Below are 22,887 nucleotides of genomic sequence, written 5' to 3'. Positions count from 1 at the left end.
TATTAATTTCATTTTATCATTTCCCCTTTGTCACTTGATTCCTTTAATTGTACTAATAACTCTTTCACAAAGTTAGGGAAAGGTACTCCTGCTTTGCTTAAGTTTTCAATTATAGAAATGCCCTCATTGCCAATATAAAACCATATAGCCATGTTTCTTAAGATTTCACTTTCTAAAACTTGGTCTAATGAGTAGGCTACTCCAACTGGAACAAACAACATAACTTTTTTAAAAATACCTTTAAATCCAACTCTTGAATTTACTTCACTATTTATTCCTGCAGCTGTGACACCTAATATATAGTCTGCAATTACCAAGTATACTAATGTTTTTAAAAGCATGTCCCAGCCTCCCAATATTGTAGTTATTACACCCCCTATAGCTAGCAGAAGTCTTTTTGTCCATATTATAAAATTATTATCCACTTTTACACCTCCAAATTTAATATAAAAAGAACTTGGTCTTTAAACCCAAGTTCTAATAATGTATTTTTTTAAATATCATATTATCATGCTATAATTTTCTTGAACAAAGCTTTAAGTAACCCAATTGTATGTAGCCCAATGGAGTTGGCAAAGTTATGTCCTGTTTCGATACAAGCTAACAAAAAAGTAAAGTAAGTTAACACATCTACGTATTCTAGCTTCTTTGTATTTACAAAAATAAACCACGCTAATGCACCATAAGCCATACATTTAATCAAAGATATACAAAATTCACCTAAATCAAAAATAAGATAATCTTTTGCCAACTCTAGAAAAAAAGACGTACATACTATAACCTTAGCTATACCTATTGGATATTTCAAAAATACTTCTGTTACCTTTAAACTTTTTTCTATCATAATGGACTCCCCCTCTTTTTTATTACATTATATATAAAGAAAAGGGTCTTTTATGTCGAACACTGTCGTTTTTCAAAAAACAACACGAATTAGGGCAATAAAAAAAGACTATCTCTAGTCTATTGCCCTTCTTGGATTATTTATTAACTTTCTCTAACAACTCTTGATACTGTTCTGTAGTAATTCTATCAAATGTAAAGAATACATCTAATTTATTAGTCATATCCTCTTTCTCATACTTTCCTGCATCAATTAAGTTTTTTAATAAATTGTAAATCATTTTACATACCTCCTTCATTTAGTAATTTTTCGTATTCTTGATTTAAAATATATTCTTGAAGTTCAAGTATTTGTTTTTGTAATTCCCCTACGGTAGGCCCCTTTGGTAAATCCGGTTTTGGCTCAGGTGGTCGATCTGTTGGAATTACATCTATTATTTCCCCATCCTCGATTACAAGTTCCATATATGGAGCATGCTTTTTAATCTTCTGTATTAATTCTTGGTTTTCTTCTTTTGTTTCGTCTACTATATATAAGCTATCATCACCAACCCAATTTGTGTCTGGATATAGGGATGAAATTAGAAATAACCCATTTTTGTTGACTAACATTAAGACACCTCCACAACGCAAGTAGGAATATTGAAATATCCATTTGAGTAAGTATTCAAATAAGAAACCTTCAGCATTTCCCCTGCGACTTCGACCCTTCTAATATTAAAACTGTTAGTACCGCCACTACTTCCAAAACTATACGAACCTATGAGGTTAATAGATGTATTGAGGTTAAATTCCTCTGAGTTGGCAATAATGTGCTCCTCCGAAGAATGCCCAAATTTGCTGAAAAATCCCTTTCGATTAACGACACCTACAAACAACTGATAGGGTTCTGCATACATACCATCACCCATACCAGAAATTCGAATATACTTGTGTGGCTTTTTGCCCAGGGGGATCGATACTACTCGAACTTCATTTTCATTGACATAACCACTACTGTAAGCGAACAAGCTTCCCACGGGTAAAGTATCCACTGCCCTTAGAGGGGTCATATACTTGGAATTACTTGTACCCTCTTCCGCTTCTTCTTTTGTAGCAATTCCATAATTTTGTACATTTCCTAATTCTATTTGACTTTTTGTTACTTTATGAGGATTGTTGGCATTGTTTTTATGCCCATTCAAGTCTCCCTGTAATCCATTTAGATTGTTGTCAGTTACATTAATCATATTAAGTAGATTAGCAGCTGCATTTTCATCTAATATATTTTTAATTCCATCAAACCATATCAAAAACTCCTGCTCGAATTGCTGTTTCATTTCTTCCATATCTATTTCTGCTTGCCCAGTAATTTGTTCATACCAATTTTTATATTGATTAAATAATGTTGTAGTATCAACTTGATCCACTGTCCCATGAACTATTCCGCATAGTCCTGTAGATAATCTTAAATCTGTTATATTAGCTTGTGTGATACTTACTGCACCTCTATTTATTCTTATATCTGCAATTCCTAATTCGTAAACATCTGCATCACGTTGTAACGAAGGTGCTACAGGGCTGCTTGCAAATGTACCTTTTTTTATTTCAATTCTTATTTCTCTGCCTACTACGTCGTACCTTAGTACGACTCTATCAATTCTATTTAAAACCCCATCAGCTACATCTATATTTAAAATGTAATCATCATCATTAATTAGTATATATCCATCTATCCACGCTTTACCTGCTTTCACGGTTACAGTCATATCATTATTTGATACAACCTGTAAGCCAGTGGAAGGATTAGGAAATACACCATTACCTATGAATGTAGAAAAATATTCCGCAAATCTACTAGCATCATATCTTCTATCTCCATTTATAGAATTAAAGAATCCACTTCTTATAGCCATTATCTCACCACCTGTTTTATTTTTTCTATCAGCCCAGGAGCATCATTTCCAAATATAATATTTACATTAAAACCATTACTTTCATATACTTCTTCAATCTCTGTTATCCTTGCATCTATTATTACTCCCCATTTTTTATTTAAGACAGTTACTATATCTCCTAAATCAAAGTCTTCTTTATAAATTAAGTTGCTTTTTAAATTTATTTTACTATCAAACGATTCAACCTTCTTTAATTCTGCTAATTTGGTTTTTCCTCTGTTTACTAACATTTCAATATATTTATCTTCGGAAATTTTTTCTCCATTTTCCTTTTCACTTTGTAAGTCTCTTGCATCCACAAATAACTCATACCTATCTAATCCTTCACCTTCCTCAATGGTTACAATTTTTCTTCCTGTCCCTTCACCTTCACCTGCGACTAAGACGGTATTCTTATAATTATCAAGACTTTCCATATATTCTTGCTCTAAGATATTTTCAAATTCTCTACTAAAAACAGCAGGTGCATCATTACTCTGATTAATGGATCTATTCTCACCCTTATAGGTTTCAAATATCAACTTTTTATTAACATAATCAAATCTTATCCTATATCCTATATTTGTTATTCTACTTATATTTTCTAATTGCTCTAGCACATTACCATAGGTATTTTGATAAGATATCTTATCTTTATATGTTGCATCACTATTAAATATCAATAGTGGGATTTTTCGATTTGGATTTAATGGGTTTATTGCGTTGTCGTTTATTATTTTTTTCATAAAATCAATTGCGAGTCCATCATGTGTTATCTGATACCAATTTATTCGTCTATCTAAGTAACTGGTTAAAAAACTACCTTTTACAACTAAAATTTCCTCTCCCCTGCTATTTTGTTTAATGTTTCTACATACAATATATCCTGCTTCATCATCTCCTTTTAACCATAAAATGTTATCTATCTTCAATAACTGTAATGCATCTATAGTTAAATTACAATGTAATTCAAAACTACCGCTTTTATGATATCTTCTAATCCATCTAAAGCTAATAAAACTTTCTATAATGCCTTGAAAGTTTAGTTCCATATCAAATATATATAGTTCCATTTTACACCCCCAGGTATTGAGGTACATAAGATATTGACATTTCTAAGTTGTCTATTCCATCTTCTGCGTCATATCTTAGCAGATTATCACCAACATCCAGTTGTAGAAATGTAGAAGTATAATCCCAATCTTTTTCCGACTTAATAACTCCATTTTTATTACTAACTATTTTCTTATTTCCATGTTGAGTTGTAACTATTATAATCTCTCCGGCCTCCATAGTTTTTGTAATTTTAAAATATTCCCTAGTGTTTATATTAAAGATACTAGGATTTTTAACCGATGCTAATGCTCTGAATTGTATTGTCATTCCACATTTAACATCACCTTTATTATCTATATTGACAATCAAAGATGGCTCTCTATATCCCATCTCTATTCCTTCAATTGGTATTTCAAGCACAAATTCAAAACTTCCACGCCAAATAGCTACGTCTTGCTTATGAGCATGTGGATCCAGCCAAAATGGACTAGGAGCATAAAGATTAATAAGTCCTTCCTGCATAGTGTCTTTAAAATCTCCCGTATCTGGAAAAAAAGGAGCTAATTCCGACATAGCTCTTATTGTCTTTTTTACTCCGCCTATTTCATATATCAGATCCCCTAATCCTAATTTAGGATTAAACACATTGATTGCTTTTCTTCTATAGTTCATCATCTCTTCTATATTTTCTGCTAGTATTGTAATCTTTATCGGTATATACCTCGGCTCTAGTGTATTATCTATATAACTCTCTCCATCTTGATATGGGGATTTTTGAGACTGTATATTTGCATTTACAGCACCTGTATTCTCTATACTTGTCAATATAAAAGGAGCTTCAGATCCTAATTGGATCGATTGCCCCTTACCATTTATAAATGTTATTTTCTCCATATTAAAACCCCCATTCCATAGCCAGTTGTTGGGATGCTTGTTTATATTTCCTAGCAGTTTCAGATGGGCTTAAAGGCGTAGGAGAATAAATGTTAATCTTTTGATTTATGTCTCCACTCTTACTATATTTGCCTTGTGAAGTAATATCTGATATTTCAATGTTCCTTTTAGGCATTGCCACCATGTCTATACTTTCCATAGCTCCTTGAATTCTATTAACTATGTCTTTATTGAGTACAAATTCTCCTTTTTGAAGTACTCCCGCTATCTCATCATGCTTTAGTAAGCTTTGCATTTTTACCAACATTCCTTCTAAATCAAATAGTGGTTTGCCCACCCAACCACCATCATGGTAAATCTGCTTACCTTCACGCTTGTTGATTTTATCCATTTCACGTGCAGTGCTAGAATCTACATCATGTTCACGAGATATTCTCTCTATTTCTTTAGAATTTTCTCGGTCATATTCTGCATGTTCTCTGACTCTTTCCATTTGGTTATCGTAGCTACCCCTATCTCTATCTCGTTTAGAACTAGAGCCTCCACTACTGCTACTACCAATGCTGCTATAACCAACTTCCTTAACTGCATTTACCTGGCTCTGCATAGCTTTTGTTTGGGCTTCGATTTTTTTTGTAGTTTCTTCTACGTTTATACCTAATTCTTCCTGTGTTATTTTTAATTCTAACAACCTATTTTTATATTCAGCTGCATGTATTGAGCCTTCGCCATATTTGGCTATTATATCTTGCATAGCTTTTTCTGCTACTTTTATTTCACCAGTTAGCTGTTCATGTTTCCGCGTTTGCATTTCTAATTGCTTCGCCAAATATTCCGAGCTATCCTCTAACGCTCTATTTCGAATCTCCCAAAGCTTGAACTCTTTTTCTATTATGCCTACTGTAGTTTTAACTGTATGCTGCACCTTATTAAATGAGCTATCTACTAGATTAGCAAAACCTTCCATAGTTTCAGTTGCTTTACTTTTATTTTGTTCTATACCTTGATTTAATCCCTCTACAATATATCTTCCATAGTCAGCCATAAGTCCTGAAGGAGATGCAATTCTAAATATTCTTTTAAAAGTACCAGCTATACCTGATGCAAATTTCTCAGTCTTTTCATCTATCCAGCTTTGCATAGAATCAAGGCCTTCGTTTATACCTCTAACTATATTTTGCCCCCATTCTACGGCGTTCTGAGCGGTTTCCTCGAACTTAACCTTCATACCTTCGCCCATTTCTTTTGCTTTCTTTATAGACTCTTTTTTTAATACTTGCCACTTAGATAAAATTTCTCCAGTAGTCCAGTCTATTTTATCCACATGCTCCCCTGCCTGATTCTGAGCTTCTTCAATGACCTTTTCGTGCATATCTTCTGCTGCTTTTATGCTTTCATCTCTTTGTTTTTTTGCCTCATCTATAATTTTCTGTGCCAGCTCTTCGCTTTCTTTTGTTCCATCTGCTTTTAGTTGTGCCGCAAATTTTAATCTCTCGTCATATTCTTCCTCTGCTTGTTCAACTGCTTTTTCTTTTTGCTCTAGAGAGTTTTTGACAACCTCTGCTGCTTGTTGTGCTGTGATCTCTTCGGCTTGTTGTTTCATTCTTTCTAATATTCCTAAACTTTCCGCCTCTGTTTCTGATAGCACTTTAATTCCTTGGATTTTCATATCCTCTTTAATTTTGTTAATTTCTTTTGCCTCTTCTTCTGTTAAGGCTCTGTTTTCTTCTTGTGCCTGGTTCATAATCTCTGCAATCCTAGCTTGTCCTTCATAAGTCGATCTAATTTGTTCATTATATCTCTCAGTTGTAATTGTTATTAGTCTTTCCTTTTCTTCTTCCGACAGAGACGTAAGCTTCTCTGACATTGCTTGAGCTTGCGTTAATGCTTCTTCCCTTTGTGTTTCTAACTCATGAACAATTTGCATAGTCATGTCCCCAAAGGTATTCACAATAGAAGACCGCATTTCCTCTGTCACCCTTTGACCACTCCAAGATAATTGGTTTAATGATAAAGTAGCTTCTTTTTCCAAATCTAAAAATCCACCAACCGCTTTTTGAGTAGCATCTGATACTTCATCACCAAATAATTCAACTGCTGGTATTGCATCTTGACTTAAATTTTTATATAATGCATAAGCCGCAACCCCACCTGCTACTATAGCTGCTGTCCATGGGTTTAATAGTAATGCACCAGCCTTAGCTGCCCCACCCAAAGCCCATACTGGTGTAGTTAGTCCAGTAGTTGCAGTAGTAGCTACTGTTGCTGCTCCTGAAAATTTAGCAAACATGCCAGCTATTGTTCCGATACTCGTTGCAAATTTACCACCTATTAATAGAACGGGACCTATAGCAGCAGCAAAGCCTGCTATTTTTAAAATTACTTTCTTAGTACCATCATCTAGAGCAGAAAACCAATCTATAAATGCTTGTCCCTTAGCTAGCCAATTTTCTAAAGCCGGCAATAGTAAATCATATATCTGTAAAGCCACTTCTTCTAATGCAGACTTAAACTCTTGCCATCTACCTTTGAGGTTATCTTGCATTTCTTTTGACATTCTTCCTGCAGCACCGGTAGCATTGTTTATATTTGATTCTAGCTTTACAAAATCTGCATCACTGGCATTAACGATTGCAAGAAATCCACTCATTGCCTCTTGTCCTGCTAATTGTGCAGCATAAAATGCTTGTTGATCCTTATCTAAATCTTTAAATCTATCTCTCAAAGTGACGAGAACCTCATTGAAAGGCTTCATAGTTCCATCTGCATTAGTCATCTCAATTCCTAATTTCTCCATGGCTTCAGCAGACTCTTTTGTAGGTTTTACTAATCTAGTAATCATACTTCTTAATGCTGTACCTGATTTTGAACCCTTTATACCTGCATTAGCCATTAATCCAATCGCCAATGCAGTATCTTCTATCGAATAACCTAAAGCTCCTGCTAAAGGTGCCACATAACCAAAGGTTTCCCCCATAAGTCCTACATTTGTATTAGAACTTGAACTAGCCATTGCTAATACATCAGCAAAATGCCCTGCTTCATTTGCAGCCATGCCAAAGGCAGTCATACTATCTGTTACTATATCAGATACCAAACCTAGATCTTCACCTGATGCAGCAGCTAAGTCTAATACTCCTCCTATGGCATCTAACATATCATTAGTTTCCCATCCTGCCATAGCCATATATTTTAGTCCTTCTGCTGCGTCGCTAGCCGAAAACTTTGTTGTAGCTCCCATCTCTCTTGCCTTCTTCTCTAGTAATTCGAGGTCTTTACTAGTAGCTCCTGATATTGCTCCAACTTCACTCATGGCAGACTGAAAATCTAATCCTAATTTAGTAGCTAAAGTACCTACTCCTACGATAGGTGCAGATACTTTTTTAGTCCAGGTCTTTCCTGCCTTTTCCATCTTATCTCCATAGCCTTTTAGCTTATTTTCGAAAGACTTAGTTTTTCTATCTGCTTCTTCTAAAGTTTTAAAATACTGTTCTGCATTTAAAACCAGGCCACCATATACCGTTCCAGCGTTTATCATTCTTTCACCTACCTTTTTTAAGGCATAAAAAAGACACCCTTCCGGATGTCATTGTTTAAATCTATATAATTTTACTCTGCAATATCCATGATATAAAACCCACCATCTTTATATCCATAAGCATATTTTAAATTTCTATTATTGTAATCATCTACCCAAAATATGGCAGCTTCGCTAATATCTTCAATGCCTTTATCAGCTAATGTTGCTACAAGATCATCTGAATACATTCTCATCAATTCATTCCCAGTCTCTTTCTTGTTTCTTATGTCGAATGTAAAGTATACTAAAGCTATATAAAGTCCATCTTCCTCTGATCCTAGATCCTCATTTATTGTAATTTTATCAAGTTTTGCATTTTTATAATCACCATCTTCAACTCTATTTTTAATAGCCTTTTCAATATCTTTTTTTCTGTTTTCGGGTTTCTTTGCATTTTCTTCTCTTATCTTTTCTTGTTCTTGTATCCATTCTTCTTTTTCCACTTTCATTCTATCAACATCAGAATTAAACTGTTCTTGTTCTTCTTCTAATATATCATCAAACTTTTCTAGTATTTCAGCAAACACAGTCCTGCCTTTTGAATCTAAATCATTATAAGACTTTGACAATAATTCTTTTTCTTCATCAGTAAGTTTTAATTCCTCTTTTATTGTTGTTTTTTCTTCATCTTCTACTTTCTCTATTGCTTCATCAACTTTACTTTGAGTACTTTTGCTAGATGATCCTATTATAGATGCACCCGAGACAAATAAAACAAAACATAAGCCTATACTAATCAAAGTTTTCTTTTTAGGTTTCTTTTTAATAGCATTAAATATTAACATTACTATAGATGCTATTCCACCCAAGAATCCTATCATAAATAAAAACATGCCCATGCAAAACCCTCCTATGCTCTTTTGCATCAATTATACCATAATTATCCATAATTTTGCACAAATTGGATCAAGTCTTTATTTGTTCCAGTTTCTTTATCCTTCCATCTAAATTTATTCCAATTATAATTACCTTTATCATCTAACGCTTCAAGTTCTAGATACAAGGCTACCTCATCAAAGCAATATGCTAAATAATCATTGTCTATATTTAGTATCTCACTGGGTCTTTTCTGATACCTCTTTGCCATCATCATTACCTGTGCCATTTTCTTTGTCTGTACGAAAATTCTCTAATCCCATTGAACCTCTCAATCCCCAATCAAATATTACAGATTTTTGTTCATCGGTTAATATGTCTTTCATTTCTTCATAGGTGGGTTCAACCATGCAAGCTATACAATATAACTCCATTCCCTTGTCGATCTCCTTTATAAACTCTGCATCTGTCAATTTTTTCTTTTCCTTGGATTTTCCTGCTACCAATGCCATTGCAGAGTCCATTAGATAATTAGGTATTTTTCCCTCAGATGCCATAGCTAATAATCTTGGCCTTTGTACTCTTATTTTTATTGTCCCCTTATTCTCAAAATCAGGTACTTCTATAATAGGTGTTGCCATTTCTCTTAATTTTTCTATACTTAATATTTCGCTCATATTATCCCTCCTAAAAAGATAGAACTACCTACTATTAAGCTGCAGGTAGTTCGTCTAACACTTCAATTTCAATAGGTGATTCTCCTAATTTTGACCTAGATTTAATAGGAAATTCAGGAGCATAGAACTCCCCATCTTGCAATGAATAATTAACAGGTTTTCCAGTGCAATTCTTGTAGCTGAATTTTACATAAGATATAGTTGATCCATCTGCATCCTTTTCCTCTGTGTAGATATTAGTTCTAAAAGGCAGCCTTTTTACAGGACTACCAACTACAGGAGCCGTATACTTCTTAGATACATTATCCCATTTACCTCCATCTACTATTGCTAGTATTTCAGGTATAAATGTAGCTGCTGCAAGGCTTATGTCATACCCTAAGACAATATCCTCTGTCTTATTTTGAGCCTTTATTGTATTTTTAACTCTTAATATTTTTTCTTCACCTTCTGATAGATGAGCTGTAACTCCTGCATTACTAGCTACATCGGTCAATATAAATATTCTAGGTTCTTCTTCTTCAGTAACAATCTCAACTCTAGCAATATTTGCTAAAGCAAATTCTTTTATATTTTCTGCCATATCTATCCCTCCAATTTCTTTTGTAATATATACTCTATACTCATTGTAAAAGCTTCCTTTTTATCATCAGTGATAATCAGTGTCTCCATACCTGTTTTTCTAAGATAAGACAACTCTTTTCATGCTGCTCTTATTTTCTTTACATAAATATCTACTGCGATATAGCTGTCTAAAGGTACAAAGACTATAATATCTATAACTTTTTGCCCTAATCTATTAGAATTAATGCTAGGTATTTGAGTACCTTCTTTTATAACCACATAGGGTTCTTCACATAATCCCTTATGCTTTCCTGGTGGATATGGATTCAGATTATTCTCTTTTAATTTAGTATATATCTCTTGCCACATTTACCTCACCAACCTTTGATATCCTTGTAGTATCTCGATACTAACTTGATGGATAGTCGGAATTAAAATAGCATGTTTCTTAGCCATAGCAAGTTCCAGATATACAAAATAATCAACATTGCCACTTAAAGTAATAATGGCTTGATCTCCTTTCCAACCAAAATCACCTTGAATAGAGTTACGTGCATTACTTGTCCTATCTTCCCATGGTGCTTTTTCCTTAGCATGTCCCTCCATTTTTCTAGCTGCTGTATCAGCATATACTCCTATAGCTGCTTTTATCTGCTTCTCCACTGCCTTAAAATTCATATTATTAGCGACTTTCATTTGATTACTTCCACCTCTATTTGCTTGCATATGTCCATGAAAGGTTCAACAAATACAACTCTATACTCTACACCATTAGCAGTAAATTTATCTCCTTTTACAATATCTGCATTGCCTTTTGCTAGTATCTTAGTTACTGTAACTCCTATATAAGTAGTACCATAGTCAGTTACTACTTCTCGTCTAGCTTTTCTATCATAAAAAGTAACTACTTCTTTTTTATCTACATCTTTGGTTATTTCTCCACCAAAACCATCATCTATTTTTTCTCTTCTTTTATATTTAATCTCTATAGGGTTAGAGTCAATAAGTTTCTCTATATATTTCTTATAATATCTATCTCCCATCAACTCTAACCACCACCCCTGTATGATTTTTTCTAAATCTACTTGATAACATTAAAAAATGATTTCGTGGACTAGGTATAATTATATCCCCTAACCCTATTTCCTCTATTCCTGCTTTAACTAGACATAGTTCTTTAGCAATAGATTTTAATGTGATGCCATGTTCGGTATCTATCTCATCTATTCTACTTTGTAAATATTCATCATTAAAATAAGGATAATTTTCTTCGTCTATCATCACTTTTAGTTTTTCTAAATCATCCATGCTTAATCACCTGCCAAAGCAGCAATTAATTCTTCTTTCTTCATCTTTGAATGTACTTCAATACCTTTTTCTTTTGCTAGATCTCTTAATTGTTCTACTTTTAATTTTTCTAAAGATTTAATAACATTTTCTTTAATTGCTTGCTCATGTGCTTCTTCAATATCTTTAATAAACTTTAATTCTATAAATCCCTGTGATCTATAGATAACTTCATAGGCTCTTTTTGTAATGTTAATAACTCTTTTTCCATCTGTGTATTGGTTATACATCTAATCCCTCCTTAGGACAAAGGTAAAGGAACTATCCCTCTACCTTTGGTGTTAGTGCTGCAAATGCTTCATCTTTAATAGGCAAGAACCCAATTCTCATAGTAGCTTTAATTGCTATCATGTCGTTTTCTGCTAATGATAGTGGTTTACCATCTGCCATAGTTACGGATTGTAGTGTAGCTTCTGTTAGTATTTCATATTCAATGCCTGCTCTAATTCCCACTAGAGAGTAATTCCAGTTAGCAGCAATAGTTTCAGCCTTAGTTTTATCCCATGCTCCATTTCTAACGAATTCTATAGGGTTATTATAAAACTCATTTTGATTAGTTCCTTGTGCAAATAAAGGTGCACCATTACCATCCCTTAACTTTCTAAGGGAATTTTTCATTCCATAATGTGCAGCAAATCCATTTACATCTTGTCCAGCATCTTCAATTAATGCCATCACATCTGATATATCTAAATCTAGTTTATCTTCTCCATTTGTTCCTATTGCTACTACATTGCCTGCATCAGTTGCTACGCCGAATATATTTTTCGCGAATGGAGAATTAGTTCCAAACAAACAAGCTGCATCTATTGCAGTATAAAAAGCTTCTGCTATCGCAGGTCTCATTTCGCCAAATACATTTATAGTAGTATCATTCAATTTTTCCTTAGTAGTAGGGATTATAACTGCTAATTTCTTAGCATGCATCTCTGGAAATATCCAGGTTGCTACTGATGTCTTAATCCTTTCAGTTTCTCCTACCCAATATGCTCCTGGTCCATCTGTCATGACTGGGAACTTCTTAGTATCTGATTTCATAGGGCCTACTTTAGACAATCTAAGTATAGATGAACCCCTAGCTACATCTTTCATTATCTCTTTAGCCTGTTCCACTGGTACAAATCCAGTTAAATTGTCTTTCAAATACTTATCATCTGCCGCATGAAGTTGTAAATTCATTTTAAAATTATTTAATCCTCTATTCATTTAATTTACCTCCTGATATTACTCTCTTTTTGCTTGAACTTCTCTAATAGCGCTTATAAAATCATCTGTTGATGCTTTGCTGTCACTATTGCCTTTTTGTTTTTCTCCACCACCCAAGCTACCGCCAGTTCCAGTAGGATCTGTTTCACCGAATAGGTACTCGTCCGATTCTTTTAATGTAGTAATAGCTATTTCTAAATCCTTGTCGATATTCTTGCTGTCTTTTAAGCTTTCAATATCAAGTAATGCCTTTGCAGCCTTAACATTCTTTGCTCCAGCTTTAGTAAGTGCATTCTCTAATGAATGTTCGAATTTTAATGTTTCTATTTCTTTTTCAGCATCTTTTATGGCCTTATCGTATTTCTCCTTATAGTCATCTGCCGCTTTCTTGATTCCTTCTACATCCATTTCTTTAAAATCTTCTATCTGCTTATTAGCCTTTTTTAATTGCCCTTGTAAGGTTTCTAGTTCTTTTGTTTTAGTTTCTAATTCTGTTTCTTTTGTTACTAAATCTCCTTTAGCCTTTTCAATATCCTTTCCATTAATCTTAAATACTTCTGCTATCTGTTCTTCATTTAATTCTAATGCTAACAATTCTTCCTTAGTCATTCTCATACTCTCCTTTCACTCTAGGCTTTTTAAGTCGTTGCCTTGACTTGAGTTTCTCATTATAGGTTGAGTAACCAATTAAACAGTTTAATGTCTTATTTAGGACATAATAAAAGCACCTACTTATGTAAGTGCATATTTCTATTTGCGATATACTTTAATGTAAAAAAGATAACCACTATAGGTATGGTTATAAATATAGTCCAAATCCATCCTATCTTGGTTAAAGTTTCAGACACATTAATCACCCTCTACGATTTTTCTTAACTTTTCCATATCTGCAGATAATTCTTTCTTTAATTTTTCATATTGCTTGTAAAGGTTCATAGCTTTTTTAGGATTAATCCCTTTGAATTCTCCTATTTTTCCTTTTATATTCCTCATCTTAATTTGCTTTTTCTTAATTAGAACATTTGTATAATAGCTAGTATATTCCTTATTACAATGGGGACAAACGAAATAAACTTTTTCTATATTATCATTTAATTCTTCTGTTTTGATATTGACTGTAAAATCTTTTTTACATTCATCGCAAAGTACCATACTCATCCCTCCTTTATATCTTTTTATAAGCAAAGTAATCTCCATATTCATTATACCACTCATCTAATCTAGAGTTGTTACTCCCATCTATCCAATCCCTTAACTCATCCGCAACCTCAATTAAAGATCTAGATATGTAAGGTATCATGGTACATAATCCATTGGCATGATCTAGTGGTACATCATTTTTAGGAAATATTCCAGGGCCTAGTCCATATTTATCCTCCGTAGCTCTCTCTATACATAATTCACATGTTCTTCCATGTACCATAGCACTATGCCATTTGATCCCTTCCACAAACGGATTCATATTACTACTTTGAATACTGCTATTTTGGTAAGCATGGTTAATTGATGTTCTTGCTAACCTCATAGCATTATAATCTACTTTTTTATTTTTTAGACTGGGATAGCATAATCCCCAATCCGTACCTCTTTTAGCTGGTTCTCTTACAAACTTTTCTAGATCATTCGCTAACTCACTAGCTGATTTCTTTTCTATTATAGCTTGATTAACAGTATATTGAATATCTTTTTCAAAATCTTCTCCATAGCTCCATATTCTAATTGACAATGTTTTGTTATCTTTATAAAGATTGCCTGAAATAATATCTTTTACCACTTTATCCTGGACCTGACTAAACATTTCAGTAAAATGTTCTCCTGGATCTATATTTGCCATTCTAAATATTTCTTTAAATATTAGTTGCTCCGTTTCTGTTCCTATCTTAGCACCCTGTTTTATTGATTCCCTAATTTGTTTATTTATTTCTCTTCTCAAATCCTTTTTAACTGCTTTCAATTGATTTATATAGTCTAGAGTCCATCTTTGCGTTAGACTCTTATCTCCTGATTCAGCAGCTTTATGCGATAACTCTTTTATAACATCATTATATAGCTTTAATATTTGTTTTTGTTGCTCTAGTGTTACCCTTGATACTTTATTTCTAGTTGCCATAGCTATTTTTACATACTCATTCATAGTATCCCTACTCCAGATCTTCTATCAAAGCCTTGGTGAAATTATCCTCTGCAAATAATTGTTTCTCTTTTAATATTTCCTCTATTTCGCTATCTACATCCTCTACATTAGACCATTTGTCTATATATGTCTTTCTACTTCTCAATTCTGCAAGTACTTCTTCCATATTTATTCTCTTCTGGTCGATTTCATCCTCGGAAATAGGATACACTCTTTCTATTTCAAGTGTTGTTTCATATTTAGAAATTTCTCTAGCTCCATATAGATTATAAGTATCTATCATTCTGAATATATAATCTACCATTTGAGCAAGGGCATCTCCCCACTCTATCCAATCTTCGTCACATGCAGCCATGAGTCCCCAATAAAGAGCTTTCATACTTTTGCCACTCTGCATAAGTCCTCTTAATTGCTCTAAGGATACGTTAGGCACATCTAATGTGTCATACATATCACTTTTAATACGGTTAACCGTATCTTCAAATTTATCTTTATAGCTAAATTGAGATTCTAGTCTATATATTTGAGCCTGTCTATTTTGGTTTGATTGAGTTGCATCTGTCTGCAAATCTATCATGGCCCCAGGAGCTACCTTTATATTTTTAAGACTATTCTCGTCTGCATCAGTAACCACATCTTGTCCAAACATTTGAAATTTTAATGCGTCTATATCATCAGATGCTAACTTGTTATAGGCATCTTGGTTTTGCCATAGCTCTTTTACATCAGATAGTCCCTCTGTTTCTCCTGTTAACCCACCATTAGTAATTACAATAACCGGAACAAAGTCTAGTTTTGTATCATACTCCTGGTACTCTATTGATACTATGTTCCCTCTGCCATCATAAGTAGATTCGTTTAATATACATGTCTTGTTTACTAGCTCCCATACCTGCTTTTTAATTCTTTGTTTGTCGGGTTCTGATTCATTATTTAATGCATATAAAAACACTATCTTTTCTAATTGATCTATATCATCTAAATTATACTGCGGAAAGAACTCCATTGCTGGGGAGAACACTATCTTTAATCCTACGTCTTTATGACCCCATAGCTTTATTGCTATCTTGCCGCCTATACTACAGTCTTTTTTAGCTTTAAGCAACTTACTATGAAATTTATTATCTTCTAGAATCTTGTGTAGTAAATCTTCTTTTTCTTGTGCCAAATATTGATGTGTAGTGCTGCCTTTTTCATCCACCTGTATCGGCCTTACATCAAAGAAAGGCTCTTTCCCAAACATAAACCTTGCTCTAGTATCTATTAACTTTTTTATGATGTTTGTTATCTTCTTGGTCGGTATATAGTCTAGTCCTGTATTGGTAGTCCACTCTTGATTTCCGTCGTATATCTTATACCATTCTAATATTTGATTAACTTTTTCCAATTGATTCCCATATAGCCCTTGTAACTCTGCTTTTAATAGTTCATTATAATTTATCAAGCTGTCACCTTCTTCCTTTTCCTGAATAATTCTTTCTATCCTTCAAATCTGATACTTCATATCCATCCAACCCGTACCATATGGCTTCAAATGTATGTGGATCTATATTAAATTCATCTTCTATAATATTCCCTTGCTTATCTACTGCATAAGTGAGGTTTTTTAACTCTCTTATGGTATTTTTACATTTATCGGAGCAAATTATCTTTTTAAACCTTTTAACTTTTTTAGTGTTTTGCAGTCTACTTCCTGGTCCTTTAGTAGCTCCTATCATTTTAAATCCTTGCTGATTGTAATATGTTATACTCTTAGGTTCTGCACTGTCTGCTATTATTAATTCATCTTTGTCTACAACATCCTCTAGATCCTTGGCAGTCTTATCATCTGTCATGTCATTTTTATAATATTCTTTATAGATATATAGCCATTTATTTTCATGGTCTATAGCTAGCTTTAGCAATGCGTTATAAGAAACTACAAATCCAAAGTCCATGCCATTTCTTAGATATCTTTTTGGTATATCTCCAACTTTAGACATGACATATTCATGGTCCTTAACTTCAAACTGCGGTAGCACTCTTTTTCCATTTACTCCAAATCTTCCCCGTCTTGCTATTCTATATAGATCAGGATCATATACTTTTAGTTCTTCTAATTGATCTATATAGCTTTGAGGTAAGAACAAGTTATCATCTGCTATAGAGTGATGATAATATACTCCATTTTTAACTATTACTCTTTTTTCATATAGCTCTTCATCGTCTAAGACAAATATCTCTTTTAATTCATCTTTGAAAAAATGTCTATATACCCAATTATCTTCTCCTACGGGATTGGTAGATAACAGAAAGTGAATTGACAGACTTGGATGTCTTGCTCTACCTAATAACTCCTTATATCCCTCATATTTGAGTTCTGATGCTTCTTCAATCCAAATAATAGTTACATTGTGAATAGACTTTAATTTCCAAGGTTTATCCATCCCTTTGAATATTATCTGTGAACCATTTGGAAAGTCTATCCTCATAGGACTTACTTTAGGTTTGACTATCCCTTCTAATTCTAGATCTGCTATTAATTCTTCAAATAATGCATAAGTGGAATCTCTGATAGTTTCAAATACTTCCCTTATTACAAGTACTTTTCTTTTTTCTTCAATGCATTTGAGTAATATTTTTAAAGCCACATGATAACTCTTACTGCTCCCATACCCTCCTACAGTGAGATATGTTTTATAATCCCAATTGAATATAAAATCTTCAAAGTGAGGATTGACTTCTTTAACTACGGCCATCAATCTTCACCCTTTCGCTTGATTAAAATTTCTATTGACTTATCTTTTGAAGGATCTTTTTCTTTCAATTTCTCTAATTCTAACTTTTCTTTCTTAAGCTGCAGCTCTATGTCTGCTTTATATTTATTAAACTCAAACTTCTCCTTCTCAAGTTGCAGCTTTTCTGTATCAGTTGACATGGAGGCTTTAGTTTCTATTAGCTTTCTTAGCTGATCCATACAGGCATTGATACCAGCTATTCTATCTTCCTCTGATATATCTTTTTCAACTTTAATTCCAAATATATTATAGAAAAAAGTTTTATCTCTTCCTAGAAGTCTAGCAATCTTTAACCTAAGTATTTTTATCTCTTCATCTATATTTAGAGTAGGCTGGATCATATTGAATAGTATTTGCTCTTCTGTGCTAAGCATATCAGCATATATAGATTGATAGGCTCCATGCTTAATTGCATTTATGTTTCCAATTGGAGCTGTTCCTCCAGAATTACCCTCTGCATTTTTATTATTTAAGGGTGCACCCTTTTTGTTTTTGTGTGCACCCTTTTTGTTATAGTTTTTCTTTTCCTCAGACCATTTATATCTTTTTATCCAAGACTTTAAGGTGTTGATGGAGATATTGTATTTATCACATATATCCTGATATTTCATTCCTTCTAAATAGTCCTGTTTTGCTTTTATCCTGATTTCATCCAATGATCACCACCTACTTATTTGAGTTTGTTTTATTTGTGTGTTTTTTTGAAAGAAAAAAGAGCCGGGTTGGCTCTTAAATTATTTATCTTATTATTTTTCTACTGCACAATATACCCCCTGAGGAGTAAACTTAATTTTTATTCTTTTTTTGCAATTTCCGCATACTTTACTTGCTCCTCCTCCAGTATTTGTTGTGGTTCCTAAATAGTACCCACATTCTGGACATGCATATTCACGTTTTTCTGCCATTTTATTCCCTCCTTTCTCTCTATTTATTCTACAAGAAAGGAGAAAATCCTTCATTTATTTATCGCAAGTTTCGACATTGAATATTTATTAGACACCTTAAAATTATTACAGAGAAAGCAATTTGCTATAGACTCTTAAATTCATCTATATCACTTATTTTAATTCTTACCCTGCATTTTAAAACTGGAGTAAGAATATTATCTATATCACTTTCTTCTAATCTATCTACATCATTTAGATCATATTTAAACATTTTTTCAGTGACAATATCCTCTTTGAGTTTTTCATATATAATTTTATTTCTGTTTTCTCTGCCTATGATTCTAAGCAAATGTAAATAGACCAACCTATGAGTTTTAAAATATATCTCATCTTTATATAATCTAAATGGAAAATTTTTGGTTTTGTCGGGTATCAATTTTAAAGCTTCATAGAACTTATACTTTAATAACCTCTCTATTTCCTTATCATTAGAATCTTTTAAATAACTCTTATCAATATCAGATCTCATATGAACAACTCCTATATATGGATTAATACATACAAAATCATTTAAGCTAATGCTCCCGTTCTTAACGATTATTGCACTTATAAAAAAATATATAGTCGCAGGTAAATTAGTAAAAAATATTAAACTTATCAGTGACAAAATCAGTAAAATACTAAAGCCTCCATTATTTAAGTAGACAAGAGTTTTATATTTCATAATCATTCTTTTTATTTTTTTCTTTTTATTTTTTAAATTACCTTTCAAATTTTTTTCCCCCTTTCCCTTCTCTTCCTTCCATATTATACCACAAAAAGGACACACCACAAAGGTATGTCCTAAGAAAGGAGGCTATATCGCTTCCAAATATTTACATCTTCACTTATTACCATATTAACATACCTAATTCGCCCAAACCGCCCAAACTTAAATTTATTTTATTAATCTTGATATTTAATAAATAACTCACTTAATTTCATATTATTTATTTTTGCTAAATCTACAGTTAAAGCACATACATTTCTAGGTTGACTTGTACCTATTTCATCACATAAATAATCTAATAAATTACAATACTCTCTTTCAAATAGATATTTATCATCTTCGTCCTCTGCTTTATCTTCTTCTATTCGGTTATCCCCATCCCATGCTATCAATTCCTGACCTTTGATTTTGAAAATTGTCAGTGGATTACGTATATTAGAACCTACAGAACTCCTCCACCAACCCCATTCGTCTTCCCAATCATCTTCATCTATATTACAAAGTCTTTCAAAATCTCTATCACTAACTTCCCAAACTTGTGTTGAACTGTTTAAATGAGTATTTCCTTCATATGTTTTTATTGCATCAATATTTAATTCCTTAAAAGCAACATCTAAATTTCCACCTAAAATTTCTATCATTCTTTATTCTCCCTTCTATTTTTCATAAATAACTGTCATTTTCCTAAACTCTCCAAATATCTATCATGTATTTTCCTCGGATAACTCTCATGAGTCTTTCCAATCCGTATTGCTATTGCCTGCCAACTTAAATTATCTATATATCTATAATGAAAAACTCTCCTTGTCCTACTGTCTGGAATTCTAAATATAAATTCCTCTATTTGTAGCTTTAAATCTTCGCACTCAGATTTTCTTTTATATAAAATATTTTTCTTCTTAGATATTCTATTATTTATTTTCTCTTCTTCAAGAATGTTATATCCTTCTATTGTGAAATTCCTTAGTTGATAAGGGAAATATGGATTAGATCCTTTGACTTTATCTTTTTCATGTTTTAAATCTAGCTTTTCAAGTCTCTCTATTTCCCTTTCTAAATCTTTTATTTCTTCAATCAAGTCATTATATTGTTTAAGAAGTTCTTTCATAATGTCACCTCTTCATCTAAAGGGTATATCCTGCATTTCTGGTTTGTTTTTCTCAGTCCATATTGCAAAAGCTATATTCCACATTGCCGCTCTCAGATGCGGCTCGTCTTTCATTCCTCTCATATAACAACTTAAATGTCTAATTGCTGAATCTATCAATGAATGTATAGGAATACCTTTTTCACAATTTCTCTCACCATATTTAATTGCTCCTTGCTCACAATGAATAGCTAATTCATGTATTGCATCCCAAGGAAGTAAATCATACCTTCCTTTATCTATTCCTATATCTCTAACCGCTCCCGTTTCAAATTTTCGTCTATTTACATCATCTATTATCCTCATACTTCTCCTCATACTTCTCCTCCTCTAATAAAACTAAAGCTTGCTTAATACATTCGTCTACTGTCATTCCTGTAGTAGTTGCTACAACTGTAATAGCTTTTATTAACTCTTCTCTAAAATCAGTATCCATAATGATCCTCCCATTTTTCAGCTGAATAAATAAACTTGTCCCAAACTTCAACATAACGATTTTTCTTTAATTCCTGACTAACTATATTTATCATTTCTTTAAAATTCTTATAAGGTATTGCCTCTGCTACGTTATAACTAAACAACTACATCAGCTCCTTTTAATTTCAGCTTTTAGTTTTCTAAGTAATTCCTCCTGTCTTAAATTTTTACCTTTCAATACTTCTAGCACATCTCCATCTCTAGTACCTTCCGCTATTATGTGGTATATTCTAACTGTTTCTTTTTGTCCTTGTCTTGCTAATCTTGCATTAGCTTGTTGGTATAGTTCCAAGCTCCAGTTAAGTCCAAACCAGATTATTATACTTCCACCGTCTTGGAGATTGAGTCCATGACCTGCACCTGCTGGATGTGCTAAAAGTATTTTAATCTTTCTATTGTTCCAATCTTTTATATCTTTTTCATCTTCCAGGATTCTAACATCTTTCTTAAATCTTTCAAGAATTCTATCCCTGTCATGCTGGAAGTTATAAAATACAAGTACTGGTTCTCCGTTTGCTTCTTCTATTAATTCTTCTAAAACCTCCAGCTTTTTATTATGAATCCCTATTACTTCTCTTTCATCCGTATATACTGCTCCGTTTGCCAACTGAAGTAATTTATTCGACACTGCTGCAGCATTTAAAGCTGTAATATCTTCATTTTCAAATTCTAATACTGCATCTCTTTCCATTTTTTTATAAGTTTCAAATTCTTTTTTATCAAGCTTGGCTATACGATTTATATATAATGGTTCTTTTAGCTTTAAATAATCCTTAGCTTTCATGCTTATACAAAGATCCTTTAATGCTTCATCTATTTCTTCCTTTGCTCCTTCTCGTAATTCGTAATCATTGTATCCAGGTCTATAAAGTGTATTGAAATATCTTTTTCTAAACTCTGTTATTGTCTTTCCTAACCTTTCTCCTCTATCTAATAAATAGACTTGACTCCATAGATCCATATAACCATTAGGTGCTGGAGTTCCAGTAAGACCTATTACCCTTTTCATTAAAGGTCTTACTGTTTTTAGCTTTTTAAATCTTTTACTAGTGTTACTTTTAAAACTAGAAAGCTCATCTATAACTACAATGTCAAAATCCCACTTTCGCCCAAGTAATTCTACAAGCCATGCTACATTATCTCTGGTAATAATATAAATATCTCCCTCTTGTTGTAAGGCTAATTTTCTTTCCTTAGGAGTTCCTAAAATTTTAATTACTTTTAGATTCTTAAGATGGTCCCATTTTTCATATTCTGTAGTCCAGGTATCTTCGGCTACTCTCTTTGGTGCTATAACCAGTACCTTTATATCTTCCAGGTAATCATTTTTTAATTCTTCTATGGCTGTTAATGTAGTTACTGTTTTTCCAAGTCCCATGTCTAAAAATAATCCTGCAGCTTGTCTATCCAATATAAAATCTTTAGCTACTTTCTGATAATCATGGGGTATAAATTTCATTTATAAATTCACCTACTTTTTCAATACTGCCTATTACATAAACTTCAAATCCTAGTTCTTTAAATCTTTTTCTTACTACTTTTTGAAGTGGTCGGAGATCTTGTCCTGGTTTTTTCAGTTCAACAAAATAACACTGCCCTTTATATAAAACAATTCTATCCGGCACCCCATTGTTACCAGGAGATGAAAACTTATATGCTTTACCACCTATTTTTTTAACTTGTAATTTTAATTCCTTTTCTATTTTATTTTCTAAGATAGTATCACCTCTTTGAATTTGTAACCGGAAACAATGGAAACGGAAAAGCTTAAGAACTCTATATATACGTATTAGGCAT

The 22,887-nt window shown here is 32.8% G+C and carries 33 protein-coding genes; all 33 read right to left on the bottom strand.

Annotated elements, in window-relative coordinates; genetic code table 11:
* Positions 1–8 precede the first annotated feature (8 nt).
* Positions 9–425 (bottom strand): phage holin family protein, encoded by a 417-nt coding sequence (locus RT714_RS14520; RefSeq protein WP_313758579.1) that lies wholly within the window; start codon positions 423–425, stop codon positions 9–11.
* 83 nt (positions 426–508) lie between these two features.
* Entirely contained in the window at positions 509–844 is a 336-nt protein-coding gene (locus RT714_RS14515; RefSeq protein ID WP_313758578.1) for a hypothetical protein, read from the bottom strand.
* Between the two features lie 136 nt (positions 845–980).
* Positions 981–1,124 carry a hypothetical protein gene (locus RT714_RS14510; RefSeq protein WP_313758576.1) on the bottom strand — a complete coding sequence of 48 codons (144 nt, stop codon included), beginning with the start codon at positions 1,122–1,124 and terminating at the stop codon, positions 981–983.
* Between the two features lies 1 nt (position 1,125).
* Positions 1,126–1,455, bottom strand: coding sequence for a hypothetical protein (locus RT714_RS14505; RefSeq protein ID WP_313758575.1), 330 nt, complete (start codon positions 1,453–1,455; stop codon positions 1,126–1,128).
* Positions 1,455–2,738 (bottom strand): hypothetical protein, encoded by a 1,284-nt coding sequence (locus RT714_RS14500; protein WP_313758573.1) that lies wholly within the window; start codon positions 2,736–2,738, stop codon positions 1,455–1,457. The genes RT714_RS14505 and RT714_RS14500 overlap by 1 nt, the downstream gene beginning before the upstream one ends.
* A complete protein-coding gene (locus RT714_RS14495; RefSeq protein ID WP_313758572.1) occupies positions 2,738–3,832 on the bottom strand; it encodes a siphovirus ReqiPepy6 Gp37-like family protein in 1,095 nt (364 codons plus the stop codon). The genes RT714_RS14500 and RT714_RS14495 overlap by 1 nt, the downstream gene beginning before the upstream one ends.
* 1 nt (position 3,833) lies before the next feature.
* On the bottom strand, positions 3,834–4,709 hold the full coding sequence (locus RT714_RS14490) for a phage tail family protein (RefSeq protein WP_313758571.1): 876 nt from the start codon (positions 4,707–4,709) through the stop codon (positions 3,834–3,836).
* A 1-nt stretch (position 4,710) separates the two neighbouring features.
* Positions 4,711–8,247: a phage tail tape measure protein gene (locus RT714_RS14485; RefSeq protein ID WP_313758569.1), complete on the bottom strand. Its 3,537-nt coding sequence runs from the start codon at positions 8,245–8,247 to the stop codon at positions 4,711–4,713.
* A gap of 71 nt (positions 8,248–8,318) precedes the next feature.
* Positions 8,319–9,128 carry a hypothetical protein gene (locus RT714_RS14480; RefSeq protein WP_313758567.1) on the bottom strand — a complete coding sequence of 270 codons (810 nt, stop codon included), beginning with the start codon at positions 9,126–9,128 and terminating at the stop codon, positions 8,319–8,321.
* Between the two features lie 41 nt (positions 9,129–9,169).
* On the bottom strand, positions 9,170–9,376 hold the full coding sequence (locus RT714_RS14475) for a hypothetical protein (protein ID WP_313758565.1): 207 nt from the start codon (positions 9,374–9,376) through the stop codon (positions 9,170–9,172).
* Positions 9,345–9,782: a hypothetical protein gene (locus RT714_RS14470; protein ID WP_313758564.1), complete on the bottom strand. Its 438-nt coding sequence runs from the start codon at positions 9,780–9,782 to the stop codon at positions 9,345–9,347. Before RT714_RS14470 ends, RT714_RS14475 begins: the two co-directional genes overlap by 32 nt.
* A 34-nt stretch (positions 9,783–9,816) precedes the next feature.
* A complete protein-coding gene (locus RT714_RS14465) occupies positions 9,817–10,365 on the bottom strand; it encodes a hypothetical protein (protein WP_313758563.1) in 549 nt (182 codons plus the stop codon).
* A 119-nt stretch (positions 10,366–10,484) separates the two neighbouring features.
* Complete coding sequence (locus RT714_RS14460; RefSeq protein WP_313758562.1) at positions 10,485–10,715, bottom strand: hypothetical protein; 231 nt, start codon at positions 10,713–10,715, stop codon at positions 10,485–10,487.
* Complete coding sequence (locus RT714_RS14455) at positions 10,716–11,042, bottom strand: hypothetical protein (protein WP_313758560.1); 327 nt, start codon at positions 11,040–11,042, stop codon at positions 10,716–10,718.
* Positions 11,039–11,389, bottom strand: a complete 351-nt coding sequence (locus RT714_RS14450) for a hypothetical protein (RefSeq protein WP_313758559.1) — start codon at positions 11,387–11,389, stop codon at positions 11,039–11,041. The genes RT714_RS14455 and RT714_RS14450 overlap by 4 nt, the downstream gene beginning before the upstream one ends.
* Positions 11,379–11,654 (bottom strand): hypothetical protein, encoded by a 276-nt coding sequence (locus RT714_RS14445; RefSeq protein WP_313758558.1) that lies wholly within the window; start codon positions 11,652–11,654, stop codon positions 11,379–11,381. Before RT714_RS14445 ends, RT714_RS14450 begins: the two co-directional genes overlap by 11 nt.
* A gap of 2 nt (positions 11,655–11,656) precedes the next feature.
* Positions 11,657–11,923 (bottom strand): Rho termination factor N-terminal domain-containing protein, encoded by a 267-nt coding sequence (locus RT714_RS14440; protein WP_313758556.1) that lies wholly within the window; start codon positions 11,921–11,923, stop codon positions 11,657–11,659.
* 31 nt (positions 11,924–11,954) lie between these two features.
* A complete protein-coding gene (locus RT714_RS14435) occupies positions 11,955–12,899 on the bottom strand; it encodes a phage major capsid protein (RefSeq protein WP_313758555.1) in 945 nt (314 codons plus the stop codon).
* Between the two features lie 18 nt (positions 12,900–12,917).
* A complete protein-coding gene (locus RT714_RS14430) occupies positions 12,918–13,508 on the bottom strand; it encodes a phage scaffolding protein (RefSeq protein ID WP_313758554.1) in 591 nt (196 codons plus the stop codon).
* Positions 13,509–13,748: 240 nt separating this feature from the next.
* Positions 13,749–14,051 carry a hypothetical protein gene (locus RT714_RS14425; protein ID WP_313758553.1) on the bottom strand — a complete coding sequence of 101 codons (303 nt, stop codon included), beginning with the start codon at positions 14,049–14,051 and terminating at the stop codon, positions 13,749–13,751.
* A gap of 13 nt (positions 14,052–14,064) precedes the next feature.
* Entirely contained in the window at positions 14,065–15,033 is a 969-nt protein-coding gene (locus RT714_RS14420) for a hypothetical protein (protein ID WP_313758552.1), read from the bottom strand.
* Between the two features lie 7 nt (positions 15,034–15,040).
* A complete protein-coding gene (locus RT714_RS14415) occupies positions 15,041–16,477 on the bottom strand; it encodes a phage portal protein (protein WP_313758550.1) in 1,437 nt (478 codons plus the stop codon).
* Between the two features lie 4 nt (positions 16,478–16,481).
* Positions 16,482–17,771: a PBSX family phage terminase large subunit gene (locus tag RT714_RS14410; protein WP_313758549.1), complete on the bottom strand. Its 1,290-nt coding sequence runs from the start codon at positions 17,769–17,771 to the stop codon at positions 16,482–16,484.
* On the bottom strand, positions 17,771–18,466 hold the full coding sequence (locus RT714_RS14405) for a helix-turn-helix domain-containing protein (RefSeq protein WP_313758548.1): 696 nt from the start codon (positions 18,464–18,466) through the stop codon (positions 17,771–17,773). Before RT714_RS14405 ends, RT714_RS14410 begins: the two co-directional genes overlap by 1 nt.
* 90 nt (positions 18,467–18,556) lie before the next feature.
* Positions 18,557–18,715, bottom strand: coding sequence for a hypothetical protein (locus RT714_RS14400; protein WP_313758547.1), 159 nt, complete (start codon positions 18,713–18,715; stop codon positions 18,557–18,559).
* A 124-nt stretch (positions 18,716–18,839) separates the two neighbouring features.
* Entirely contained in the window at positions 18,840–19,469 is a 630-nt protein-coding gene (locus RT714_RS14395; RefSeq protein ID WP_313758546.1) for a hypothetical protein, read from the bottom strand.
* A gap of 173 nt (positions 19,470–19,642) precedes the next feature.
* Positions 19,643–20,107 carry a hypothetical protein gene (locus RT714_RS14390; protein ID WP_313758544.1) on the bottom strand — a complete coding sequence of 155 codons (465 nt, stop codon included), beginning with the start codon at positions 20,105–20,107 and terminating at the stop codon, positions 19,643–19,645.
* Between the two features lie 35 nt (positions 20,108–20,142).
* On the bottom strand, positions 20,143–20,574 hold the full coding sequence (locus RT714_RS14385; protein WP_313758543.1) for a hypothetical protein: 432 nt from the start codon (positions 20,572–20,574) through the stop codon (positions 20,143–20,145).
* Positions 20,575–20,586: 12 nt separating this feature from the next.
* Positions 20,587–20,931: a dATP/dGTP diphosphohydrolase domain-containing protein gene (locus RT714_RS14380; protein WP_313758541.1), complete on the bottom strand. Its 345-nt coding sequence runs from the start codon at positions 20,929–20,931 to the stop codon at positions 20,587–20,589.
* Positions 20,903–21,049 carry a hypothetical protein gene (locus RT714_RS14375; protein ID WP_313758539.1) on the bottom strand — a complete coding sequence of 49 codons (147 nt, stop codon included), beginning with the start codon at positions 21,047–21,049 and terminating at the stop codon, positions 20,903–20,905. The genes RT714_RS14380 and RT714_RS14375 overlap by 29 nt, the downstream gene beginning before the upstream one ends.
* Positions 21,039–21,194 carry a hypothetical protein gene (locus RT714_RS14370; protein ID WP_313758537.1) on the bottom strand — a complete coding sequence of 52 codons (156 nt, stop codon included), beginning with the start codon at positions 21,192–21,194 and terminating at the stop codon, positions 21,039–21,041. Before RT714_RS14370 ends, RT714_RS14375 begins: the two co-directional genes overlap by 11 nt.
* Before the next feature lie 5 nt (positions 21,195–21,199).
* Positions 21,200–22,549 carry a DEAD/DEAH box helicase gene (locus RT714_RS14365; RefSeq protein ID WP_313758535.1) on the bottom strand — a complete coding sequence of 450 codons (1,350 nt, stop codon included), beginning with the start codon at positions 22,547–22,549 and terminating at the stop codon, positions 21,200–21,202.
* A complete protein-coding gene (locus tag RT714_RS14360) occupies positions 22,530–22,715 on the bottom strand; it encodes a VRR-NUC domain-containing protein (protein ID WP_313758534.1) in 186 nt (61 codons plus the stop codon). Before RT714_RS14360 ends, RT714_RS14365 begins: the two co-directional genes overlap by 20 nt.
* Between the last annotated feature and the right edge of the window lie 172 nt (positions 22,716–22,887).

This window comes from Tissierella sp., assembly GCF_032104385.1.
Classification (GTDB): Bacteria; Bacillota; Clostridia; order Tissierellales; family Tissierellaceae; genus Tissierella.
The sequence above is the reverse complement of the archived record's forward strand: the minus strand, read 5'-3'. Positions and strand labels throughout refer to the sequence as shown.